At 34.1% G+C, this 18,760-nt stretch carries 21 protein-coding genes and 2 pseudogenes; 15 read left to right on the top strand and 8 right to left on the bottom strand.

The features are described from left to right. The first annotated feature begins 349 nt into the window (after nt 1-349). A pseudogene (locus BN990_RS10835) lies at nt 350-817 on the top strand (VOC family protein). A 200-nt stretch (nt 818-1,017) separates the two neighbouring features. Further along, nucleotides 1,018-1,554, top strand: a complete 537-nt coding sequence (locus tag BN990_RS10830; RefSeq protein ID WP_021291423.1) for a GNAT family N-acetyltransferase — start codon at nt 1,018-1,020, stop codon at nt 1,552-1,554. Nucleotides 1,555-1,803: 249 nt separating this feature from the next. Here the strand turns inward: BN990_RS10830 and BN990_RS10825 are convergent, their stop codons facing one another. Genes BN990_RS10825 through BN990_RS10810 form a run of 4 tightly spaced genes read right to left on the bottom strand, consistent with a single transcriptional unit; the run spans nt 1,804 to nt 3,212 of the window. Then, entirely contained in the window at nt 1,804-2,127 is a 324-nt protein-coding gene (locus tag BN990_RS10825) for a hypothetical protein (RefSeq protein WP_051739093.1), read from the bottom strand. Beyond that, nucleotides 2,121-2,405 carry a 2TM domain-containing protein gene (locus BN990_RS10820; RefSeq protein WP_038244058.1) on the bottom strand — a complete coding sequence of 95 codons (285 nt, stop codon included), beginning with the start codon at nt 2,403-2,405 and terminating at the stop codon, nt 2,121-2,123. Before BN990_RS10820 ends, BN990_RS10825 begins: the two co-directional genes overlap by 7 nt. Then, nucleotides 2,402-2,857 (bottom strand): hypothetical protein, encoded by a 456-nt coding sequence (locus BN990_RS10815; protein WP_021291420.1) that lies wholly within the window; start codon nt 2,855-2,857, stop codon nt 2,402-2,404. The genes BN990_RS10820 and BN990_RS10815 overlap by 4 nt, the downstream gene beginning before the upstream one ends. 34 nt (nt 2,858-2,891) lie before the next feature. After that, nucleotides 2,892-3,212 carry a MerR family transcriptional regulator gene (locus tag BN990_RS10810; RefSeq protein WP_148530700.1) on the bottom strand — a complete coding sequence of 107 codons (321 nt, stop codon included), beginning with the start codon at nt 3,210-3,212 and terminating at the stop codon, nt 2,892-2,894. Between the two features lie 207 nt (nt 3,213-3,419). Here BN990_RS10810 and BN990_RS10805 point away from each other — a divergent pair, with 207 nt between their 5' ends. Next, the gene (locus BN990_RS10805; RefSeq protein ID WP_038244057.1) at nt 3,420-3,737 is read left to right on the top strand and encodes a hypothetical protein; all 318 of its coding nucleotides are present in this window, start codon (nt 3,420-3,422) and stop codon (nt 3,735-3,737) included. 844 nt (nt 3,738-4,581) lie between these two features. On the opposite strand, the gene BN990_RS10800 is transcribed toward BN990_RS10805, so the two are convergent. The 4 genes from BN990_RS10800 to BN990_RS10790 form a co-directional block, all read right to left on the bottom strand. Further along, entirely contained in the window at nt 4,582-5,160 is a 579-nt protein-coding gene (locus tag BN990_RS10800; protein ID WP_038244054.1) for a DapH/DapD/GlmU-related protein, read from the bottom strand. A gap of 179 nt (nt 5,161-5,339) precedes the next feature. Further along, a complete protein-coding gene (locus BN990_RS23160; RefSeq protein ID WP_232620886.1) occupies nt 5,340-5,477 on the bottom strand; it encodes a DUF2255 family protein in 138 nt (45 codons plus the stop codon). 12 nt (nt 5,478-5,489) lie between these two features. After that, complete coding sequence (locus BN990_RS23155; RefSeq protein WP_232620887.1) at nt 5,490-5,624, bottom strand: DUF2255 family protein; 135 nt, start codon at nt 5,622-5,624, stop codon at nt 5,490-5,492. A gap of 96 nt (nt 5,625-5,720) precedes the next feature. Beyond that, nucleotides 5,721-6,467 (bottom strand): SDR family oxidoreductase, encoded by a 747-nt coding sequence (locus tag BN990_RS10790; protein WP_038244051.1) that lies wholly within the window; start codon nt 6,465-6,467, stop codon nt 5,721-5,723. 271 nt (nt 6,468-6,738) lie between these two features. On the opposite strand from BN990_RS10790, the gene BN990_RS10785 reads away from it, so the two are divergent. From BN990_RS10785 to hflX, 12 genes and pseudogenes are all read left to right on the top strand, one after another. Next, nucleotides 6,739-7,152: a MerR family transcriptional regulator gene (locus BN990_RS10785; RefSeq protein ID WP_021291415.1), complete on the top strand. Its 414-nt coding sequence runs from the start codon at nt 6,739-6,741 to the stop codon at nt 7,150-7,152. Between the two features lie 669 nt (nt 7,153-7,821). Further along, nucleotides 7,822-9,039 carry an MFS transporter gene (locus BN990_RS10780; protein WP_038245180.1) on the top strand — a complete coding sequence of 406 codons (1,218 nt, stop codon included), beginning with the start codon at nt 7,822-7,824 and terminating at the stop codon, nt 9,037-9,039. Nucleotides 9,040-9,323: 284 nt separating this feature from the next. Next, nucleotides 9,324-10,055 (top strand): CPBP family intramembrane glutamic endopeptidase, encoded by a 732-nt coding sequence (locus tag BN990_RS10775; RefSeq protein WP_081856133.1) that lies wholly within the window; start codon nt 9,324-9,326, stop codon nt 10,053-10,055. Nucleotides 10,056-10,647: 592 nt separating this feature from the next. Further along, nucleotides 10,648-11,223: an alpha/beta fold hydrolase gene (locus BN990_RS10770; RefSeq protein WP_198433936.1), complete on the top strand. Its 576-nt coding sequence runs from the start codon at nt 10,648-10,650 to the stop codon at nt 11,221-11,223. Nucleotides 11,224-11,300: 77 nt separating this feature from the next. Beyond that, nucleotides 11,301-11,490 (top strand): annotated as a pseudogene (locus BN990_RS23150) (DUF6366 family protein). A gap of 279 nt (nt 11,491-11,769) precedes the next feature. Continuing rightward, a complete protein-coding gene (locus BN990_RS10765; RefSeq protein ID WP_021291411.1) occupies nt 11,770-12,084 on the top strand; it encodes a hypothetical protein in 315 nt (104 codons plus the stop codon). Nucleotides 12,085-13,093: 1,009 nt separating this feature from the next. Next, the gene (locus BN990_RS10755; protein ID WP_038244043.1) at nt 13,094-13,696 is read left to right on the top strand and encodes a DedA family protein; all 603 of its coding nucleotides are present in this window, start codon (nt 13,094-13,096) and stop codon (nt 13,694-13,696) included. Nucleotides 13,697-13,761: 65 nt separating this feature from the next. After that, on the top strand, nt 13,762-13,974 hold the full coding sequence (locus BN990_RS10750; protein ID WP_021291404.1) for a hypothetical protein: 213 nt from the start codon (nt 13,762-13,764) through the stop codon (nt 13,972-13,974). Nucleotides 13,975-14,165: 191 nt separating this feature from the next. After that, nucleotides 14,166-14,498 carry a hypothetical protein gene (locus BN990_RS10745; RefSeq protein ID WP_238323673.1) on the top strand — a complete coding sequence of 111 codons (333 nt, stop codon included), beginning with the start codon at nt 14,166-14,168 and terminating at the stop codon, nt 14,496-14,498. A gap of 1,193 nt (nt 14,499-15,691) precedes the next feature. Continuing rightward, nucleotides 15,692-15,856, top strand: coding sequence for a hypothetical protein (locus tag BN990_RS22585; protein WP_021291397.1), 165 nt, complete (start codon nt 15,692-15,694; stop codon nt 15,854-15,856). Between the two features lie 573 nt (nt 15,857-16,429). Beyond that, nucleotides 16,430-17,344, top strand: coding sequence for a stage V sporulation protein K (spoVK, locus tag BN990_RS10735; protein WP_021291396.1), 915 nt, complete (start codon nt 16,430-16,432; stop codon nt 17,342-17,344). A 171-nt stretch (nt 17,345-17,515) separates the two neighbouring features. Next, nucleotides 17,516-18,751 (top strand): GTPase HflX, encoded by a 1,236-nt coding sequence (hflX, locus tag BN990_RS10730; RefSeq protein ID WP_038244040.1) that lies wholly within the window; start codon nt 17,516-17,518, stop codon nt 18,749-18,751. Nucleotides 18,752-18,760: the final 9 nt, after the last annotated feature.

Raw genomic sequence — 18,760 nt, 5'->3', positions numbered from 1 at the left:
ATCAATTTTGTCGATAATCAAATTACAAAAAGTGCTTTTTCCACTACCGTTATTACCTGCAAATAAAAAGAATCACCGTCTTTATTTAAATATATCAGATTGGTGGTTTAGTTATAATATTTTTTGTCTTTTAATTTGTTTTCTTCACATTCTAATGAGTATCGATCAGTGTTCAACAAAAGGCGCGCTTGTCGAACAAGGCGTCCTTTTTGAATCCATATTCTGGGGTAAGAAAGATAATAAGATAGTTCATCTTGAATTTGTAAGTATGCCATTAAAGTTGCGGTTTAATTTTAAATGAACTGAATATTATTTATAATTAAATTAGGAAACGAAAGGAGGGAAGAAATTGATTAAAGGAATTTATGAAGCACATTTACCTGTCAGTAATCTTGAAACATCTATTGAGTTTTATAAATAATTAGATTTAGAAATTGCATACCAACAAGAAAACTTAGTATTTTTCTGGATTGAGAAAGGGAGAAGCTGGTTAGGGTTATGGGAGACAGATAAAGTTAATACACCTTACCATCCCTCATTAAGACATTTAGCCTTACAAATAGATAGAGAAGATATGAAGAGTATTAAAGAGTGGTTAGAAAAAAGAGGAATAACTGTCTCAACTAATTTTGGCTTCCCACCTGAAAAACAGCCATTGGTACTACCGAATAATCCTCAGGCTCATGCAGCTATTTATTTTAAAGACCCCGATGGTAATAGTCTTGAATTAATTACTCCTTTGAGGATAGATTTCGAAGAACAATTTAACATGATGACTTTAGAAGAATGGGAAAAAGATAATAAGGTTGAGAAGTAATGTACGTAAGCTATAGGGGAAAAGCAGTAGATTGTTTTTACTATTATCTTGAAATCAAGTCTTCCATAAGGGCGCAAAATGGAATAAGTATTTGCTCCTGTATTGTGCATAAGGGCCTAAAAAGGAGTTTTTACTTATGATGGAGAACCCTACAATATAAAACTATTCTTAACAAAGAGAAAAAGAAAGTAGGAGTCGCTATGGTAATACTGGGAAAAGTGGTGTACTTAAGACCAATCAAAGATGAAGATTTCGAAAGTATTTATAATTCTTGTCAGAATGAAGAGTTCCTTTATATGACTGGAACTCGTAAGACATTTACACTTGATGAAATCACAGAAAAGTATAAACAGTTCAGCAAAGACCCTACGCGCTATGATTTCGCCATTTGTCTGTTAGATAATGACCAGATTATAGGTGATTTATCCATTTTAGAAATTGATTCAGATAATAAAAAAGCAGGGTTTAGAATATCGCTACATAGTCGAAATACTGTAAACAAAGGTTATGGTACTGAAGCAACTCAGCTTGCACAAAAGTTTACTTTTGAGGAGCTTAATTTAAATCGTTTAGAATTAGAGGTGTTCTCTCACAACATTCGTGGCATTAAAGCATATGAAAAAGCAGGGTTTAAAAAAGAAGGGACACTAAGGCAATCACTATATATGAACAATACATACTCTGATGAAATTCTTATGGGAATGCTTCAAAAAGACTATAAACAAGGTTTGTCGTAGTTCTTGTGATACCAGTCGTATTTGGATAAACTACAGTTAAGCAATTGGGCGCTTTAACGTAATAACACAAGCAGAAAATGATCAAACTTTTTTATGAAAATTCTCCGGAACGAAATATTTTGAGAACCTGTTTTGATCAATCTTTTTTCAAAAACAGGTTCTGATCTTTTTATTGAATCAGACTTTACAGCCCTATTTTAAACTAACAAAAGTTTCCTCTGTTCGATTTTATTTCGTTTCTGATAGAGGTTAGCTTTGCCATTTTGTTATCGTTCGGTTGACAAAACCGTCAAGCTTTTTTATATCTTTTTTACCTTCGGTAAACGCATAAATAACGGCAATAATGATTAAAATTTGAAACGTATTAAAATGTCCTGTTCTCATAAAATCGAGAATAACGAGTGTCAATAGCCACAAATCACTTAGCAACCATAGTAAAATAAGGTATTTATTTAGCCGGTTTAGTTTGAACACATATCTTAACAATAAAAATCCAATGATACTGCCCCAAAAAATAATTTCCCCTGCAACAAAAAAATACCATTTGTAATCAAGAATGAAATCGATCACCAATCGTTGCCCTCTTGTTTAATTGTATTTTTAATAAAAAATACATAGAACCCTTGTCCTATTAGAATAACAAACCAAATAAATGTGATAAAGATCCCTGTTTGCTCCTGGTAAAACCATATTTCACCTTCCAAAATAGATTGTTGTATACTAGAAAAAAATTGAGGCATAGATTCCGTTCCCGTTCGTAACAACATATTGATGATGATGTGAATAACGATAAACAACGTTATATGTTTTATAAAATCCTTGTGAGCGCTCGTTTCTCTTGGTAAACTCATGATTTATCAATCTCCTCTTGACTTAAGTAATACAAAGTTTGGTCCATATATTTAATGAGCTTTTCATCTAATCCAAATATAATTTGGTTATTTTTGTTGGTGGAATCAATAAAGTTAAAATATTTTTCTTGTAGTTTTACATCTCCTTTGAACCAACTAGATATACAATGCTTCCATTGTTTTGCAAGTTCTTGCGCGATAGGTGAGCTGGGGTGGGCATGCATATTCTTACGTGTTTCTTTAATAAGTTCGATTGTCCATTGTATACGTGAGTCGTCACTTCCTATTAAGGGTAGCTGTTCAAGAATTTTTATTTCATCAACAGTAAATATATCTTGTGGAAAAGTTGCTGGTATTTCACCATCAGTAAAATCAGTTCTATCCAATCTCTTTATCAATTCAAAAATATGCGCTTCATTATAGTGACCAGACATTTCAATTGTTTGGGACATACTCCTTAAGATAAATTGTTTTCGTCTTAATTCATCAATCTTGTTTGATGCAAAATTTTTTTTGTTCACTTAATGAATGAATCCAAGCATCTTCCGGTTTTATAGGAGCTGCTTTTTCACTTTTGTCAAGTAATTCTTTAATCTGATCTAACGTATAGTCCATTGATTTTAACGCTAGAATAGTCTGAAGTTTTATTAACGCTTTAGTATCGTAATAACGGTAACCACTATCTTTGACTTTGGTCGGTTTCAAAAGTTCAATTTGGTCATAATAATGCAATGTTCTTCTGCTCACATTTACTCTATTTATGATCTCTCCAATCGAATAAATAGGATTCAACTCCTCATCCATCATTCTTATTTTATAGCGCTTATTGTTATTATTAACATTAACGTTAACGTGAAAGTCAAGTTGAAACAAACATTTTATCAGCTAATAAAATCTAAGACTATCAAGAATTGTGCACAAATCTGGAATAAGAACTTGAACAATAGGGTCATTTAATGATGTAAATTATATTAAAATTAAAATAATTGAAAAGTGAAGAAGGAGCATTTTAATATGGGCCCAAATTTGGAAGTTATGCGTATTTTATTACCTGTTGTAATAGCAGGTGGAATTGCAGTATTTGTAGTTATTAGGGTGAAACATAAATATAAGATAGGTAAGCTGGGTAAGAAAAAATCAAAAGGTACTCCATATTTATTAGATAGTTTAGTACCACTTGGAATGATGGTCGGCTGTGCTGCTGCTATACTTCTTAGCCTATTTTTCTCAATCTCCCTACTATCTACAATTGGCTTAGGAGCAGGGATAGGTTTATTATTGGGGTATTTTGCTTATGAGATTTATAGCAAAGAAAAAGAGAATTATTCATAAATAGCTTTCTTCCAGAAACGGGCGCAGTTGAAAAGATGGTACTTTCCTCTTTGAAATGTATACTAAATATTACAATTTTTATTAAAATTAATTAGTTTGGGAAGCATGCAATTGGACTATAAATAATCACCATTCATAAAAGGGCCAGTTTGTGGAAGTACCATTTGTTTACCACAGTTCTACAATAATTTTTAACACGTTAGAAAATTTGCTTTTCCTTCCAAAATTCATTTCAAGAACTTATCCGACTTTTTCAGCCGCTTCTGGTTGTTTTTAATTTTGATGATTTTACAATTAATTTTTTCTTATCCTGATAAGATGTGTTAGATTGTTGATTTATTAGTAAACTTAACTTTTCAATAGAAAAGCCTACAGATAAAAGTGATTTCATATCAACTAGAAAGTCAACAATTTCTTCAGTATATGTACGATAATTTCAACCCTTTTAACTAATGAAGATAAATCCAAATTTGGTGGCTAAGAAGAAGGGTAGGGGACAAGCGAGTTTGGATGGAAAATCCAGAAAGAAGAGGATGCAATGATAGCAAATGTTGGTGTCGTAAAAGGACTAGATTGTGAAATACTATTTTACTGGAATCGCTGCTGTACTAAAAAAGGATTGCCTTGGTGGCAATCCTTAATCCCCACTGTTTTTAACGGCATTTCCAACGGATTTTTCATTTCGGTAACTGGCAGCTGTTCAATTAAAATAGCTGGTATTTAAAGCATGAAAAACATTTGAGCTCACGTAGCGGCATTGTTACTTTTAATGTAATTGAATCATGCCCATTTTGTAGTTCTCCTTTATCTTTACTATTTAAAGCGACAGTATTTGTAGTGATTATTATTTTATTTTATCCTCTAAATGTGCTATGAATTTTGCGGGATTTCCGCCGACAATGGTATTAGGTTCGACATCTTTCGTAACGACTGACCCAGCCGCAACAATGGAATTTTCACCAACTGTAACTCCCGGAAGAATGGTTGCATTAGAGCCGATCCAGGTTCTCTCCTTCAATATAATTGGTTTCAAATACATGGTTCCTCTATTTAATGGATTATAGTTATGGTTTATGGTTGCCAAAACAACATTATGGCCAATTAAACTTTGATCTCCGATGAAGATTTGGCCTTGATCTTGAAAACGACATCCAGAATTAATGAACACGTTTTTCCCTATTTTAATATTTTCCCCGAAATCAGTCGTGAATGGTAAAAACAACGAAAAGTCTTCATCTAACTCCTGACCGACAATTTGTGAAACTTGTTGCCTGATCTGCTCATTTGTATAAACACCATTATTCAAGTGTGTACACAAACGTCTCGCTTCATCGGATACTGCTACCATCGCCTTATTTACTTCTGAACCAGCATGGATCACACCCTCATTTCTCATTTTGAATAAAAGCTTTTCTAGTTCCATTTTATACGCTCCCTTCTAGTCTGTATTTCTCACTTAAATAAGTGCTCGCTACCCGCTGAGTAGGTAGGAATTTTGTGCTGAATCGATGATTATTCCCATCTATTTATTCACTATTTGGCTTTTTTAATCGCCAATTATGCTTCTTCGCGCGGTGTGACTTTCATTGTCGGACTGATTGGTCACTGAGTCATCATTGGAGGTACATATGGACTCTCCCCATACTTTTCTCGATAAGCTTGATTAATTTTTTCCGTTAATTCTGCGCCCGTTTCAATCGGTATATAGTAAACGGAATAGGAAACTTCTTTGATAACCATTTGTCCCACGCCTTATTCAATGGCGGATTGATACCATCTGGAACATTGTCCGTTATAAGCGCGAACATATAAATTGCTATCAACTACAACTGACCAAATCCATGTCGGTGTTCTATACGTTTTGCCATCACTATAAAAGGGATACATGAAAATCGTCTTGATTACTAAAAAATTCTAATTGTTCATCTGTCCATCTAGTCATCGCTGCCTTCCTCTCGTTAATTAAATCTGATAGCCTCTTTATTACCAAGGTTGTGTGGTCGGCCCAATCGTAAATTCATTCACATTGGTATCCTCCGGCTGATCGATTGCAAATGCAACAACATTGGCAACACGGTCTGGACCGATTTGATACTGGTTGTACATTGCATTTGTCCCCTCTGCGGTTTCTTCATCTGTGATCGTTTCCAATAACTCCGTTTTGATGGCAGCAGGGTAAATGGTTGCTGTTCGGATATTGGTTCCTTCTTGTGCGGATTCCATACGCAACACTTCCATTAAATCGCGAACAGCCCATTTCGTTGCACCATAGACGGCACCACCAGGATAAGCTTTGAGTCCAGCTACTGAAGAAGTTGTAATTACATGACCAGATTTTTGTTTCTTAAATTCCGAAAGAACTGCTTCAAGACCATTTAAAACACCTTTTAAGTTTACATCAACCATTTGATTCCATTCATTGCTCTTCAGTTCGGACAATGGGGAGTTCGGCATTAAACCGGCATTTAAAAAGATGACATCGACTTTGCCAAATTCCGTTTTGGCTAATTCAACTAATTTCTGACTATCTTCTATTTTTGTAACATCCGTTACCTGGTAAATGGCTTCTCCTCCGTTATTTGAGATAGCTTCCGCTAATTCGTGTAATTTATCTTCACGACGAGCCCCTAATACGACTTTCGCTCCTTTTGATGCTAATAATTTTGCGGTAGCCTCGCCAATTCCTGAGGAAGCACCTGTAATAATAATTACCTTGTCTTTGATTGCCATAATACTCTCTCTCCCTTTTAGCTATAATTCCAAGAGAATACGCTTGTATAAATTTGAATAAGAATTTAAGTTAAAAATATCCTCTATTCATTTCACCCCTTACGTTTTTCTCTTAAAAAAAGTTTAAACCTTATAGTTAACTCTAGGTCAATAGATAAGTTTATGCATTTTTCAGATGGCTTTGACTATTAGCAAGTACCTTGATATAATCACTTTTATGTTTAGAGTTAACGCGAAATCTAAATTGTGAAAAAGAAAAGGGGGAGAAATGATGAAGACATATTCTATAAGCGAGGTTGCTAAAGAATTAAATCTTACCGTATATACCTTGCGTTACTACGACAAAGAAGGACTTCTGCCTTTTGTAGAGCGTACAGCCAGTGGAACAAGAGCGTTTAAAGAATCCGATATTGACGCTTTAAAAGTAATTGAATGTTTAAAAGCCACTGGAATGCCTATTAAGGAAATAAAAAATTTTATTGATTGGTGTTCTGAAGGAGATTCCACTTTGCGACAGAGATTTGACATGTTTATGGAGCGAAAAGCTACGGTAGAATCACAACTGGAGGAATTAAACAAGACTATGGAACTCATCAAGCATAAATGCTGGTATTACAAGACAGCTTTGGATGCCGGGACGGAAGATATTCATAAAAATGATAAAATAGAAATTCCTATTAACTAATGAACAAAATATAGTTTTCAATTATTCCTTAGAGACCGTCAAGTGCGATGACTTGAGGATTGGGAAAGTGCAACAGAACGGCAGGATTATTAAATAAACGAGAATTCTGATTATAAAGGTAGAAGAACGATCTTCCGTTAACGGGCGCTTATCAGGAATAAGAACACATCTATTATTGTCTCATCGCACCGGAAATCATATTTTTTTGAACTTTTTAATGCTCGGATCGGCCCGTTTTTTCTTAATTATTTCAGAGATAATTTACGTGATCCTTAGGGAAACAATCGAAACAAACAATCTTTCAGAAATTAGATCACTTATTGTGTAGTATTTTGTATTGTTATAATAAAATACTTATTGCAGGAATTTTCCATTGAAACATTTTTACTATAATGCTAACATAACTTTAATTGAATATTTCCTTTAATGCAGTCCAGAGAGGCTGAAAAGGGTGATATAAGCTAAACATCTGATTATGGTATATCGATGGATATTTATGCCCTTTTGTCCTTTATGACAATAGGGCATTTTTTATGTCTGCATGTTGGCTGGGGTATTTATTATTAACTTAGTCTTGTGAGGCTTGGATAGAGAATGGTAGAAAAATTCACACCCCATTCCCTTCAAAGCAAGGATCAAAATTTATTTCAAAAAATTGGAGGGGAACGTATGAATTATCAGAAAAAAACAGTAATAGCATCTGTAGCAGGTTTAACATTAGAAGGTATGGACATTATGTTTATCTCTTTTGCCATGTCGATGATTATTACACATTTTAATGTCGATTTAGCAACAGGTGGACTCATATCCTCTATTACAAACACAGGAATGCTTGCTGGTGGAGTGATTTTTGGAGTTTTAGCAGATAAATTTGGTCGAGTACGAATTTTCACTTATAGTATTTTTCTCTTTGCAATCGGTACTGCTTTAACTGGGTTTGCCACAAATATTGAACAGATTTACGCTTATCGATTTATTGCAGGTCTTGGTGCTGGTGGAGAATACGGAATTGGCATGGCACTGGTTGCAGAGGCATGGCCAAAGAATAAACAAGGTAGGGCATCTTCATATGTAAGTCTAGGTGCTCAATACGGTGTCATTCTCGCAGCGCTGCTAAGCGCTATGATCCTTCCAGCCTTTGGATGGAGAGCATTGTTTTTTGTTGGATTAGTACCGGTGATTTTTGCATTCGTTGTGCGAAGAAATTTAGATGAGTCACCAGAATGGGTAGCTGCTCAAAAACAAAAAAAGCTAGACAACAGGAAAGAAAAAGGCAGGTTAATCCAGTTATTTGATACACCTAGAGCTACAGCGACGACAATTTCTTTAGCGATCATGGCAACTGTTCAGATTGCGGGTTATAATGGTTTGATGATTTGGTTGCCATCCATGTTGCAACAATCACAAGGATTATCAGTTTCAAGCTCCGCGATTTGGACAGTTGCTACTGCAGCTGGAATGATTATTGGAATGCTAACCTTTGGACGATTTATGGATAGATTTGGGGTAAAACTTTCCTATGGAGTGTTCCTTCTTGCTTCTGCATCAGCTGTATATTTATACTCGTATGCGGAAGGAAGTGTAGGCGTACTAGTTGGTGGGGCCATCGTAGGATTCTTTGCAAATGGAATGTTCGCCGGGTATGGAGCTTTAATTGGTAGTCTTTATCCAGTTCAAATTCGAAGTACTGCTACAAATGCAATTTTTAACTTTGGTAGAGCTTTAGGAGGCTTGTCTCCAATCCTGGTTGGGTATATTTTGCAAGAATATGATATGGCATTAGCGATGAGTTACTTAGCAGTTTTATATTGCCTATCCTTTATTATTATGCTTACTTTAAAAAGTAAACAGTCAGAGGGTAGCGTCGAATCGCAGCGTTCTGCTTAATTGAATTAATAACCGTTCCGTGTTGATAAACATTTCATAATGGTCGTGCGAACAATTAAGTGCTTCCTTCTGAAACGGGCCAGATTGTGGAATAAGTGCTAATGATATATTGAGTAAAATAATGTTTCAGCCTCTAGTCTGAGGAATTTGAGTTCAATTAATAATACAATTTATTATGAACGATATATTTATGGGGGCGGATCATTATAAATGTAAAAAAAGCATTAAAAAGACCATTAATAAGTTTTGTTATCACAAGTTATGTAATATTTTTTGTGTTTTTTATGGTAATCGGTATAAGTATCATTTTAGGTGCACCTGAGAGCGTAACAAACATCTTGCAAATCATCTCTGCATGGTCAACAACCTTAGCATTTGTTATATTATTCAAAAAGATCTATCCGGGATTAAGATTAAAGGATTTTGTAAAAGAGCAATTTGCTCCAAAAATTAGGCTTTCAGTTCTTAGCATAGCAGTAATTATTCAAGTAATAATCATCGCTGTGACTATATTTCTTCTATCTATTACAAACGATACTCAAAACTTGGCTTTGTCATTTACAGGTCTTGGATTATTGTTTTTTGCATTCCTAGATACTTTAGTAAGAGGACCTTTAGGCGAGGAACTAGGTTGGAGAGGATATGCTTTAAATGAACTTCAAAAGAAGTACTCTCCTTTAAAATCAGCCCTAATAACAGGTGGTTTATGGGGGGGGTGGCACACGCCACTATGGTTTGCCTCGGGCTATACCGGAATGAATTTAATCAAGTACATTGCGCTTTTTTTGATTGGAATTATATCTTTTTCGATTATTGTGACGCTGTTCTACAACCTAAATAAAAACCTGGTGATACCTATTATTATTCACCAACTATTTAATTTTTCTCTGGTGTTGATTAAAGGAGATTTATTAGACATTTTGGTATATGTTATGCTTACTTATTTTGTTACCGCAATTATATTAATTGTTATAAATCCTAAGGAAGTTCTATACAAAAAAGGCATATGGAATTGATGTTAAGAAATTACCAATTTAATTATGGAGGTCTTGTGAGATTTTACATCAAGAAATAAACATAAATCAATTTTGATTGTAGTTTCTTCAACAATTGGGCACTTTACCAGAGTAACGAAAAAAAGTCCAATTTCTCAATTTTACTGAGAAATTGGACTTTTTATATTGTAATTTCCTTAACGTTGTAAATCCGCATTTTCCTGACGCTACCCTATTAAGTCCTTCCTTTCTGGAGATAGTTTACCGTACGGTCATTATTCCTAGAAGCCGGATTCTTTATGCATTCAATTTTGAATATTTATGAGTTTTGCAACACCCTATCCTCCTAAGATATAATTTTAAAAAAAGATATTTAGTGAGGTAGTGTTATGACAGGTGATATGCTAACAAAAAGTTTGGATTCTAGCTTTGGTAAAGTAAAATATGATGTACAGGGACAAGGGCCGAATATTGTTCTCGTTCATGGTACTTCATAATCTACATTTAATTGGAGACATATTATTAATGCCTTGAGTAATTGGTTTACTGTTTACTACTATGACCTTATAGGGGATGGAGAGTCAGAAAAAGGAGATATCGATGTTTCTTTAGGATCCAAAATGGAGCACTTAGCGAACTTCTATCTCATTGGAAGCTAGAAAACCCTTACATCATTGGGCATGATTTCGGCGGTTCAACAGTTTTAAGAACCCATTTATTAAATGAAGTTTCATTCAGTAAAATAATACTTGTAGATCCTGTCGCTGTAGCACCGTGGGGATCAACATTCTTCCGTCATGTAAAGAACTATGAGGATGCTTTTCAAGGTATACCTGAATATATTCACGAGGAGATCGTATCGACTTATGTGAAAGGAGCAATGCACAAAGAAGTAAGTGTTGAAACGCTTGAAGGTATAAAGAGACCTCGGTTAGGTAAACAAGGTCAAGAAGCTTTTTATCGACAAATTGTACAAGCAAATCAAAAATATACAGATGAGGTAGAGCCACTGTACAAGTCAATAAACGTGCCAGTGTTAATCTTATGGGGCGAAGAAGACACTTGGATTCCCTTAGAGAGGGGTCAGAAATTGCATGAGAGGGTTTCAACATCTTCATTTGTAACAATACCAGAAGCAGGACATCTGTGCAGGAAGATCAACCAACAACCTTGTTATCTCATATATTGAAGTTTCTTCTATAATATTCTTTCAACAATCGGGTGCGATTGTCGTATTATGCATATAAGAACTTTGGGGTTGGAGAAATGGGTAGAGATAATGAAACTCCTGAATTAAGGCGAGAAAGAATAAGACAGCATGAATTGAAAAAATCTTTTAGCAGTATTCGCGGAAGTAATCTTTCTGATAGTTGGCGGATTGAATTGGAAGGTAACTGGAATAATTATTCTTGTATTAATATTAGGCATTGCGGTTTACGCTACTTCGTTCCATTAAAGCGCTTTCACCTAATACGTGTCAGTATCACAATAAGGGCAACTTGTTCAATACGCAATGGGGGATTGATATGTCGAGTCAAACTGGTAGCGATTGGTTATAAGATAAAGGGTTATCTAATACGGATATTGATTTTTTCGAAACGTTTTTAACCTTTATACCTACTGCTAGACTACTTAGATTTTAAGTAATTTTAATTCTTTTGTTAGAAAATTCCGAGGAATATGGAACTTAATCAGTAATAGCTACGTAAAAGCGTGTTAAGGGAGAGAGCGGTCAATGAAAAAAATTATTAGCTGGTCGATAATATCATCAATAATAATTGCTATAGCTGTGTGGGTTGCAAGTATCATTTTCACTTTTTCATATAGTGAGTGGAGTTTTTTTATTGGTCTAGCCTTATCAGTGATAATTTTCTTTTTTAATAGTAGTAGTGGAGGAGCCTTTTCAAAAGGAGCGGCTTTGGAGACAAGCGAGTTTGAATGGAAAAACCAGAAAGAAAAGAATGAAATGAGAGCAAATCTTGGTGTCGTGTTCTATGGATCTGTTCTTTATACGATTATCAGCTTAATCGTTATAATTACCTTATATTAATAAACCTAAGTGCAAAATCGCCAGCCATTATGTTTATTACCGAAGAACAAAACGACAAGATTTAAATTATAATTAAATAAAAAGTAACCTTTGGTGACTATAGGGAACCCTGAAATAACCGTTAATAAGTTAAAGTGCGCAATTATGCAAGAATCTAAATTCGAGAAAATAATTTTTGGGTGTTGAAATCTATGCATTTGTTTTAATTGTAGACATTTTGGAAACTTTAAGGATTCCAACCAACAGAGTCACACAACTTAATAATGTATGATAGAAATAAAGCCATTCTTCAATTGAAGAATGGCTGATTATTTAATATTCTTGTTCTAATGAACTATATTTAATATTTATTAAATAGCCACTTTACAAATATCTTAAGTCCCGTATTGCTAATCAAGATACCAAAAACCAGGTAAACAAAAAAACCAATAGTATACGGATGATAATATTCTTTACTATCGCTGGCTTCAATCCAAAACCAAATGTAAGTAGATACACCTAAATTGAAACTATTAAAAATTATTACTATCCCTATAGTCGTTAAAGAAAGCGCCAAAATCAAGTGTTTAATTTTATTGGACATCTAATTGTACTTCCGCATATATTAATTTATCAAATGTTTCTTTAGGACTTTTGGTAGAATAGTTTAAAAGTAAATTAGGTGCGCTTCCAGAGAAATCAATAAAAAAGAAAATTAAATCCACCAATTAGGCTCTTATTCAAAAAATCATCCTTTCAATAATAGACTATTAAATATAATAAGTTAAACTAGTGAAAAAATATAGATCTAAAGTAAATTCTTTTTGTTAATAATTAGGAATTACTAACTATTAGGAGTGGTTCTGTAATATCATATCAGTGTAGACAATGAAGAATAATATACATTTATAGGTTAGTAATTTCTCACTAACATTGTACTTAATTGAGTGTAAGGGGATAGATAGTAGATGGATAAAGTAAGGTAGTGGAATAAAAGTGCTTTTCTAATAAAAAACAAAAGGGGAAGAGTATGGGGAATTGGTTAACTGAAATTATGAGTGAGTTTGGTTATGTGGGAATTATGTTTTTAATTGCTTTCGAAAATATTTTTCCTCCAATACCATCTGAAGTAATACTAACGTTCGGAGGTTTTATGACAACCACATCTAAACTTAGCATTATCGGTGTAATTACATCAGCAACAGCAGGTTCCGTTATTGGAGCTATTGTACTATATATGATTGGTTTACAACTTGATGTAGCAAGGCTAGAGAAGATTGTAGGTAGATGGGGGCATATTCTTCGTATAACAAAAAATGATATTCGTAAGGCTGATTCTTGGTTTGATAAATATGGTCCTTGGACGGTCTTCTTTTGTCGTTTTGTTCCTTTAATTCGTAGTTTAATTTCTATTCCTGCTGGTATGTCAAATATGAACGTTGGCTTATTTCTGTTATTTACCACAATAGGAACTTTGATATGGAATATAATTCTCGTGTATCTAGGTGCTTCAGTAGGGGACTCTTGGGAAGTGATTGTAGAATATATGGAAATCTACGCAAGACTGATTTACGCTATACTATTTTTAAGCGTTATTATTTTATTATATTTATTTATAAAAAGAAGACGGTAGGGGATGAGTTACTTTCAATAATAGTTAAATGCAATTCGTTACCAAAAGAAGAAATTTTAACAGACGTGCGTCCTTTATGGTTAAAAATCTTCTTAGATAAGGCAGGTGATAAAATGGGAAGATGGCTATATGTATTTTATGCAGTAGCATTAGCGGTGATCTCTATATTTACAGGTGAAATAGTAACCTTTATTATGCTTGGGTTTATTTTGATTAGTCTTCAAAATATTCATTCCACCTTAAAAGAGTTAGTGAAAGTTAATAAGGAAAAAGTTTAAGTAGTAGAAGCTGTTTTGTTACATTTCGTACATTCAAACAGCAGAAGCTTATTTAAATAAGTAACTGTGTCCAATTTTGGTAAAGGGTTTTTAATAGTGGCCTGTAATCTGAATAAAAATCAGCATCTAAACGACATTAATAAAGCCTTATGATAAATTGAAATGGAAAGAGTTTTTGACTTTTTAACGAGGTGATAGCATTGGATATAATCAGATGGATTGTTCCGTTATTTGTTGCTCTAGTGATATTCCTGATAATTGGCTGGTTCACTGGAAATAAGGAGTATGGCGCAAAAGATGATGAACGATCTCAACTCATCAAACAGAGGGCTATCGTAGGGAGTTGGATTTTTTTATTGATAATGTTAGTTATAAATATTATTTTTAGCTTTTTCGGCTTAAGAACTGGATTACTTAAAGGCGCACCGTTTAATCATCCGGAAATATTTTATTTGATTATTCTGGTCGTTAGCTATTTTATTTACTATCGGATTTACAGTAGACGGTTGAGCAGCAATGAATAATAAAATTCAAGAACTTCGAAAGGCAAAAGGGTTTACACAAGATGCCCTAGCAAAAATTAATTTGAGTAAAGAATACTCAATAAATCTAATCAATGTACTTATTGTCGTAGGTATATCAATTTCGTTATTCCAAGCATATTTATAGTACCAAATAAAAAAGAGAAATTAATCTACATGTACTAGAGAAAAAGAAGATCAAAACCAATGTACGGATACATAAAAGTAGAATTATACGATTTATCGGGAATATTGGTCTCAAGCGAAAGCTGTCTACCATCTATCGACTGATGAAAGGGTTGGCTGGAGAAATTATTACAATGTATGTAGGTGAACTGATCGGTTTTCTGTTACTTTATATGTCTATAGAAAATAGATAATGCTTCAATCGTTAAATGAAAGTACATATAAAAGGGGGCATCATATGCTTAATATTGGAAGTTTATTGTTAGTACTTATAGCATGGATACTTCCTATTGTAAATATGGCAAAATATAATAATAACGATTTTCAGAAATGGGCTATAGTTTCTTTAAAATAAGTATTAGCTTTTTGTGTTATATCATTATATCTACAAATTTTAAGTGGAAGTTTGCTAGTAACAATTCAGGATTGGAGCGCACTAATGGATATAAGGTCAAGTGTTGTGCTAGCAGTAACAATTCTTCTTATCGTTACGTTTATATTAAATATTGTGTCTCTAATGCTACGTCGTACTAAATCAAATGATTAGTAGGTCCCTAATTGCTTTCTACAGAATTGCTTTCTACAGATCTATTGATAAGCTAATGATATGGAACAATACATATTAAAAAGCAAAGCAGTTTGAATGAAGTAACACCACTTATCCTACGAAAGCACAGACTTCTCATTAAAGAGGGGGAATGTTTATGGCGTGGGCCATATTAATTGTCTGTTTTAGCTTGAGTTATTTATTATAAAGCAAAGGGCGAAGCTAAAACTTAAAGTGTTTTCGTTATTGGCTGTGATCTGTTTCGCATGCAATTCATTGTTATGGAATGAAAAAATCTTTATGTTCGTCACGGATATAAACCCATTTTTACCAAAAGACTTAATTATTACTGAATTAGGGTAACGAACTTTTCTGGTGTTAATAAACAAGAAATAAATTGGTGGTACGTGGAGAAATAGATGGAGAAACATATGACCACACGCCTTAATCAGGAGGAAGAAAAATGGCTATCTTTTTTTATCTTGTAGCTCTTTTACTAGGTACGTATGGAGTTTGGAAACTGTATCAACAGAATCTCAAAAACAAATCGTTTTTTAGGAAGCTAGGACTTATACTCATCGGATCTTATATATTAATTGCCGGTGTATTCTTTTTTGTCCTCATTTGATTCAAGAATAATGAAGGACATTAAAAAGTCGAACTAGGTTAATTCGACTTTTTTACTGATTTTCTAGAAGATATTCTCAATCTGTGAATTAAAAAACTTATATGAGTTAGTAGTTCTAAAGTAGGTTTTTAAAGTGGAAAATAAAATATTTATTCATTCCCTGCTAATTATCTAATTTTGTAGCATTGTTTAACATTACAGTTGAACTACCCCCGCCCAAACTTAATACAAGTCTCAAAGAATGGTATCAGTGAGGATTCTCCAGATAACCCCTCAACCTAGTAATAAGAGCCAGCTTATACCAAACATAAATGAACCACCTCCAGTAGGTGAATTGAACTGGTTCTCACGTTATTCCTCACGTTATTCACAAAATTATATGGCCAAGAAAAAGTGGTGCAAATTACATCAAATTAAATGAAGATACACAAGTAATTTACTGGGGGGGTCAATACAAGTACCTTCTTTTTAATATTCTTGGCTAGTTGTATCCAATATCTTTTTAAATTTTTTAGGCAGATGTCACACCTTTTGTTTTTATACGTATACTAACAATGACAGAGGGGTGATGACATGGAAACACAAATGGTAAAGAATAAGAATGGGCAAGTAAACATTATTTTAAACAATAAACATACCTCACATTTATCGTATTCGCATGCGAAAGCTCCGACGAAGAAGAATCCTTTTAAACATATTGATCAAGCTTTTTCATCATTTGTGGGAATGAAAGACCTAAAAGAGCGTATTAAAGAAATATATGCTACGGTAGTGATAAGTGAAAAAAGGAAGGAACTTGGCTTATTAAATAACAAGCAGGTACTTCATATGTTATTTAAAGGAAACCCCGGAACAGGAAAGACAACAGTCGCTCGGAAATTAGCGAAGTTGTACTTTGAAATGAACTTATTATCAAAAGGACATTTTATAGAAGCAGAAAGAGCGGATCTAGTCGGTGAATATATTGGGCAAACAGCTCAAAAGACGCGCGCCATCATTCAAAAAGCACAGGGTGGTGTCTTATTTATTGATGAAGCGTATTCGTTAGCGCGAGGTGGTGAAAAGGATTTCGGAAAAGAAGCTATCGATACGTTGGTCAAACACATGGAAGATAACCAACATGACTTTGTATTAATACTTGCTGGCTATCCGTATGAAATGGAACGATTTTTAACATTGAACCCTGGATTAGAATCAAGATTTCCATTTATTTTGGATTTTCAAGATTATGATTCTCAAGAACTACTTTCTATTGCCAAACGAATGGCTGCAGAAAGGGAGTATCAACTAACGAGAGAGGCAGAATTGGAGTTGAAAGCTCATTTACTTAAGAAAACCAAGGAGTATAATCGGAACTTTGCGAATGCTCGCTATGTCAGAAATATAATTGAAGGAGCTATCCGTTTGCATGCAGTACGACTATTAGAAAACGAACACTTTACTGCTGATGATTTAATCCATCTAACTGCAAAAGATTTACGATTATAATATATCTTACGCTAAAGATAGCAACGGTGTATTCTAAACAAAGAATGCACCGTTGCCTTCTTTCCTATGAATTTTTGGCGATTCTTTTTGAGAATTGGTACATGTTTGGTATGATAAAAAGATAAACATGTTGTAGTAAGTGAAGATGCAGAGAAGAAAGAGGTTCTGTTTGTGACGAAAGAAAAAATTGTAATTATTGCCGTAAGAAAAGCAGATCAAGATGAAGAACGATTCACTTCATCCATTGAAGAACTTAAATCTCTAAGCAATACAGCTGGTGGAGAGGTCATTGAAGTGATGACGCAAAAACGAGAACGAATCCATCCTGCTACATACATTGGTTCTGGAAAAGTGACTGAAATCAATACAGTGATTGATGAATTGGATATTGACTTAGTTATTTCTAATGATGAATTATCACCGGGACAACTACGAAACTTAGCGAGCTTGTTTGGCATTCGAATCATTGATCGCAGTCAATTAATTTTAGATATTTTTGCAAAACGAGCTAGAACAAAGGAAGGGAAACTTCAAGTAGAACTAGCACAGCTTGAATATATGCTACCAAGATTACGTGGACAAGGGACAGAGATGTCAAGGCTTGGTGCTGGGATTGGGACTAGAGGACCTGGGGAAACAAAGTTAGAAACCGATCAACGTCATATCCGTAGGCGTATTTATGAAATAAAACAACGATTACAAACAGTGGTAAAACAAAGAGAGCAATATCGTAAAAGAAGAAAAACCAATGATGTTTTCCAAATTGCAATTGTTGGGTATACCAATGCAGGTAAATCTACTCTATTCAATCGCTTAACAAACAGTCGTTCTTTAGAGGAGGATCAGTTATTTGCAACGTTAGACCCTTTAACTAGACAAATAAAGCTGCCATCAGGTCTTGAAATACTAATCACCGATACGGTTGGATTTCTACAAGATTTGCCAACATCTTTAATTGCAGCATTTAAATCAACATTAGAGGAAGTCACGGAAGCAGATTTCTTAATCCATATGGTGGATGGTTCGGATCCTGATTTACATCAACAGCAAGATACCGTAATAAAATTATTGGAAGAATTAGATGCGGATACGATTCCAATGCTTACCGTGTATAATAAAAAAGATCAGATGAATACAGCTATGATTCCAATTAATCACCCAAATATATTAATTAGCGCGCTTCAACCTAACGATATTGATCGACTATTACAAAAAATAGAAGCGTTACTAAAGACGGAATGGGGATATTACGCTGTTTCCATTAATCCTGATCAGGGCAAATTACTACTTCAGCTAGAACAACAAACCATTATTGAGTCAAAACAATTTGATGAGACGGATCAAGTGTACCAAATTAAAGGATATATGCGGAAGCACATCCCATTAAATCGGTTAATAGAGGAGTAAGAGACAGCC

It is taken from the genome of Virgibacillus salexigens (assembly GCF_000723585.1).
GTDB classification, from domain to species: domain Bacteria; phylum Bacillota; class Bacilli; order Bacillales; family Amphibacillaceae; genus Virgibacillus; species Virgibacillus salexigens.
Note: the sequence above shows the minus strand (reverse complement) of the source record. Positions and strands in the feature narration are given on the sequence as shown.

Excerpts from the sequence above, each read along its gene's own strand:
- BN990_RS10755 (WP_038244043.1), top strand. The coding sequence starts at position 13,094 with ATGGGGAATTGGTTAACTGAAATTATGAGTGAGTTTGGTTATGTGGGA.
- BN990_RS10790 (WP_038244051.1), bottom strand. The coding sequence starts at position 6,467 with ATGGCAATCAAAGACAAGGTAATTATTATTACAGGTGCTTCCTCAGGA.
- BN990_RS10820 (WP_038244058.1), bottom strand. The coding sequence starts at position 2,405 with ATGAGTTTACCAAGAGAAACGAGCGCTCACAAGGATTTTATAAAACAT.
- BN990_RS23155 (WP_232620887.1), bottom strand. The coding sequence starts at position 5,624 with ATGTATCCCTTTTATAGTGATGGCAAAACGTATAGAACACCGACATGG.
- BN990_RS10830 (WP_021291423.1), top strand. The coding sequence starts at position 1,018 with ATGGTAATACTGGGAAAAGTGGTGTACTTAAGACCAATCAAAGATGAA.
- BN990_RS10810 (WP_148530700.1), bottom strand. The coding sequence starts at position 3,212 with ATGATGGATGAGGAGTTGAATCCTATTTATTCGATTGGAGAGATCATA.
- spoVK (WP_021291396.1), top strand. The coding sequence starts at position 16,430 with ATGGAAACACAAATGGTAAAGAATAAGAATGGGCAAGTAAACATTATT.
- BN990_RS10800 (WP_038244054.1), bottom strand. The coding sequence starts at position 5,160 with ATGGAACTAGAAAAGCTTTTATTCAAAATGAGAAATGAGGGTGTGATC.
- BN990_RS10785 (WP_021291415.1), top strand. The coding sequence starts at position 6,739 with ATGAAGACATATTCTATAAGCGAGGTTGCTAAAGAATTAAATCTTACC.
- BN990_RS10805 (WP_038244057.1), top strand. The coding sequence starts at position 3,420 with ATGGGCCCAAATTTGGAAGTTATGCGTATTTTATTACCTGTTGTAATA.
- BN990_RS23160 (WP_232620886.1), bottom strand. The coding sequence starts at position 5,477 with ATGGTTATCAAAGAAGTTTCCTATTCCGTTTACTATATACCGATTGAA.
- BN990_RS10780 (WP_038245180.1), top strand. The coding sequence starts at position 7,822 with ATGAATTATCAGAAAAAAACAGTAATAGCATCTGTAGCAGGTTTAACA.
- BN990_RS10815 (WP_021291420.1), bottom strand. The coding sequence starts at position 2,857 with ATGTCCCAAACAATTGAAATGTCTGGTCACTATAATGAAGCGCATATT.
- BN990_RS10775 (WP_081856133.1), top strand. The coding sequence starts at position 9,324 with ATGGTAATCGGTATAAGTATCATTTTAGGTGCACCTGAGAGCGTAACA.
- BN990_RS10765 (WP_021291411.1), top strand. The coding sequence starts at position 11,770 with ATGAAAAAAATTATTAGCTGGTCGATAATATCATCAATAATAATTGCT.
- BN990_RS22585 (WP_021291397.1), top strand. The coding sequence starts at position 15,692 with ATGGCTATCTTTTTTTATCTTGTAGCTCTTTTACTAGGTACGTATGGA.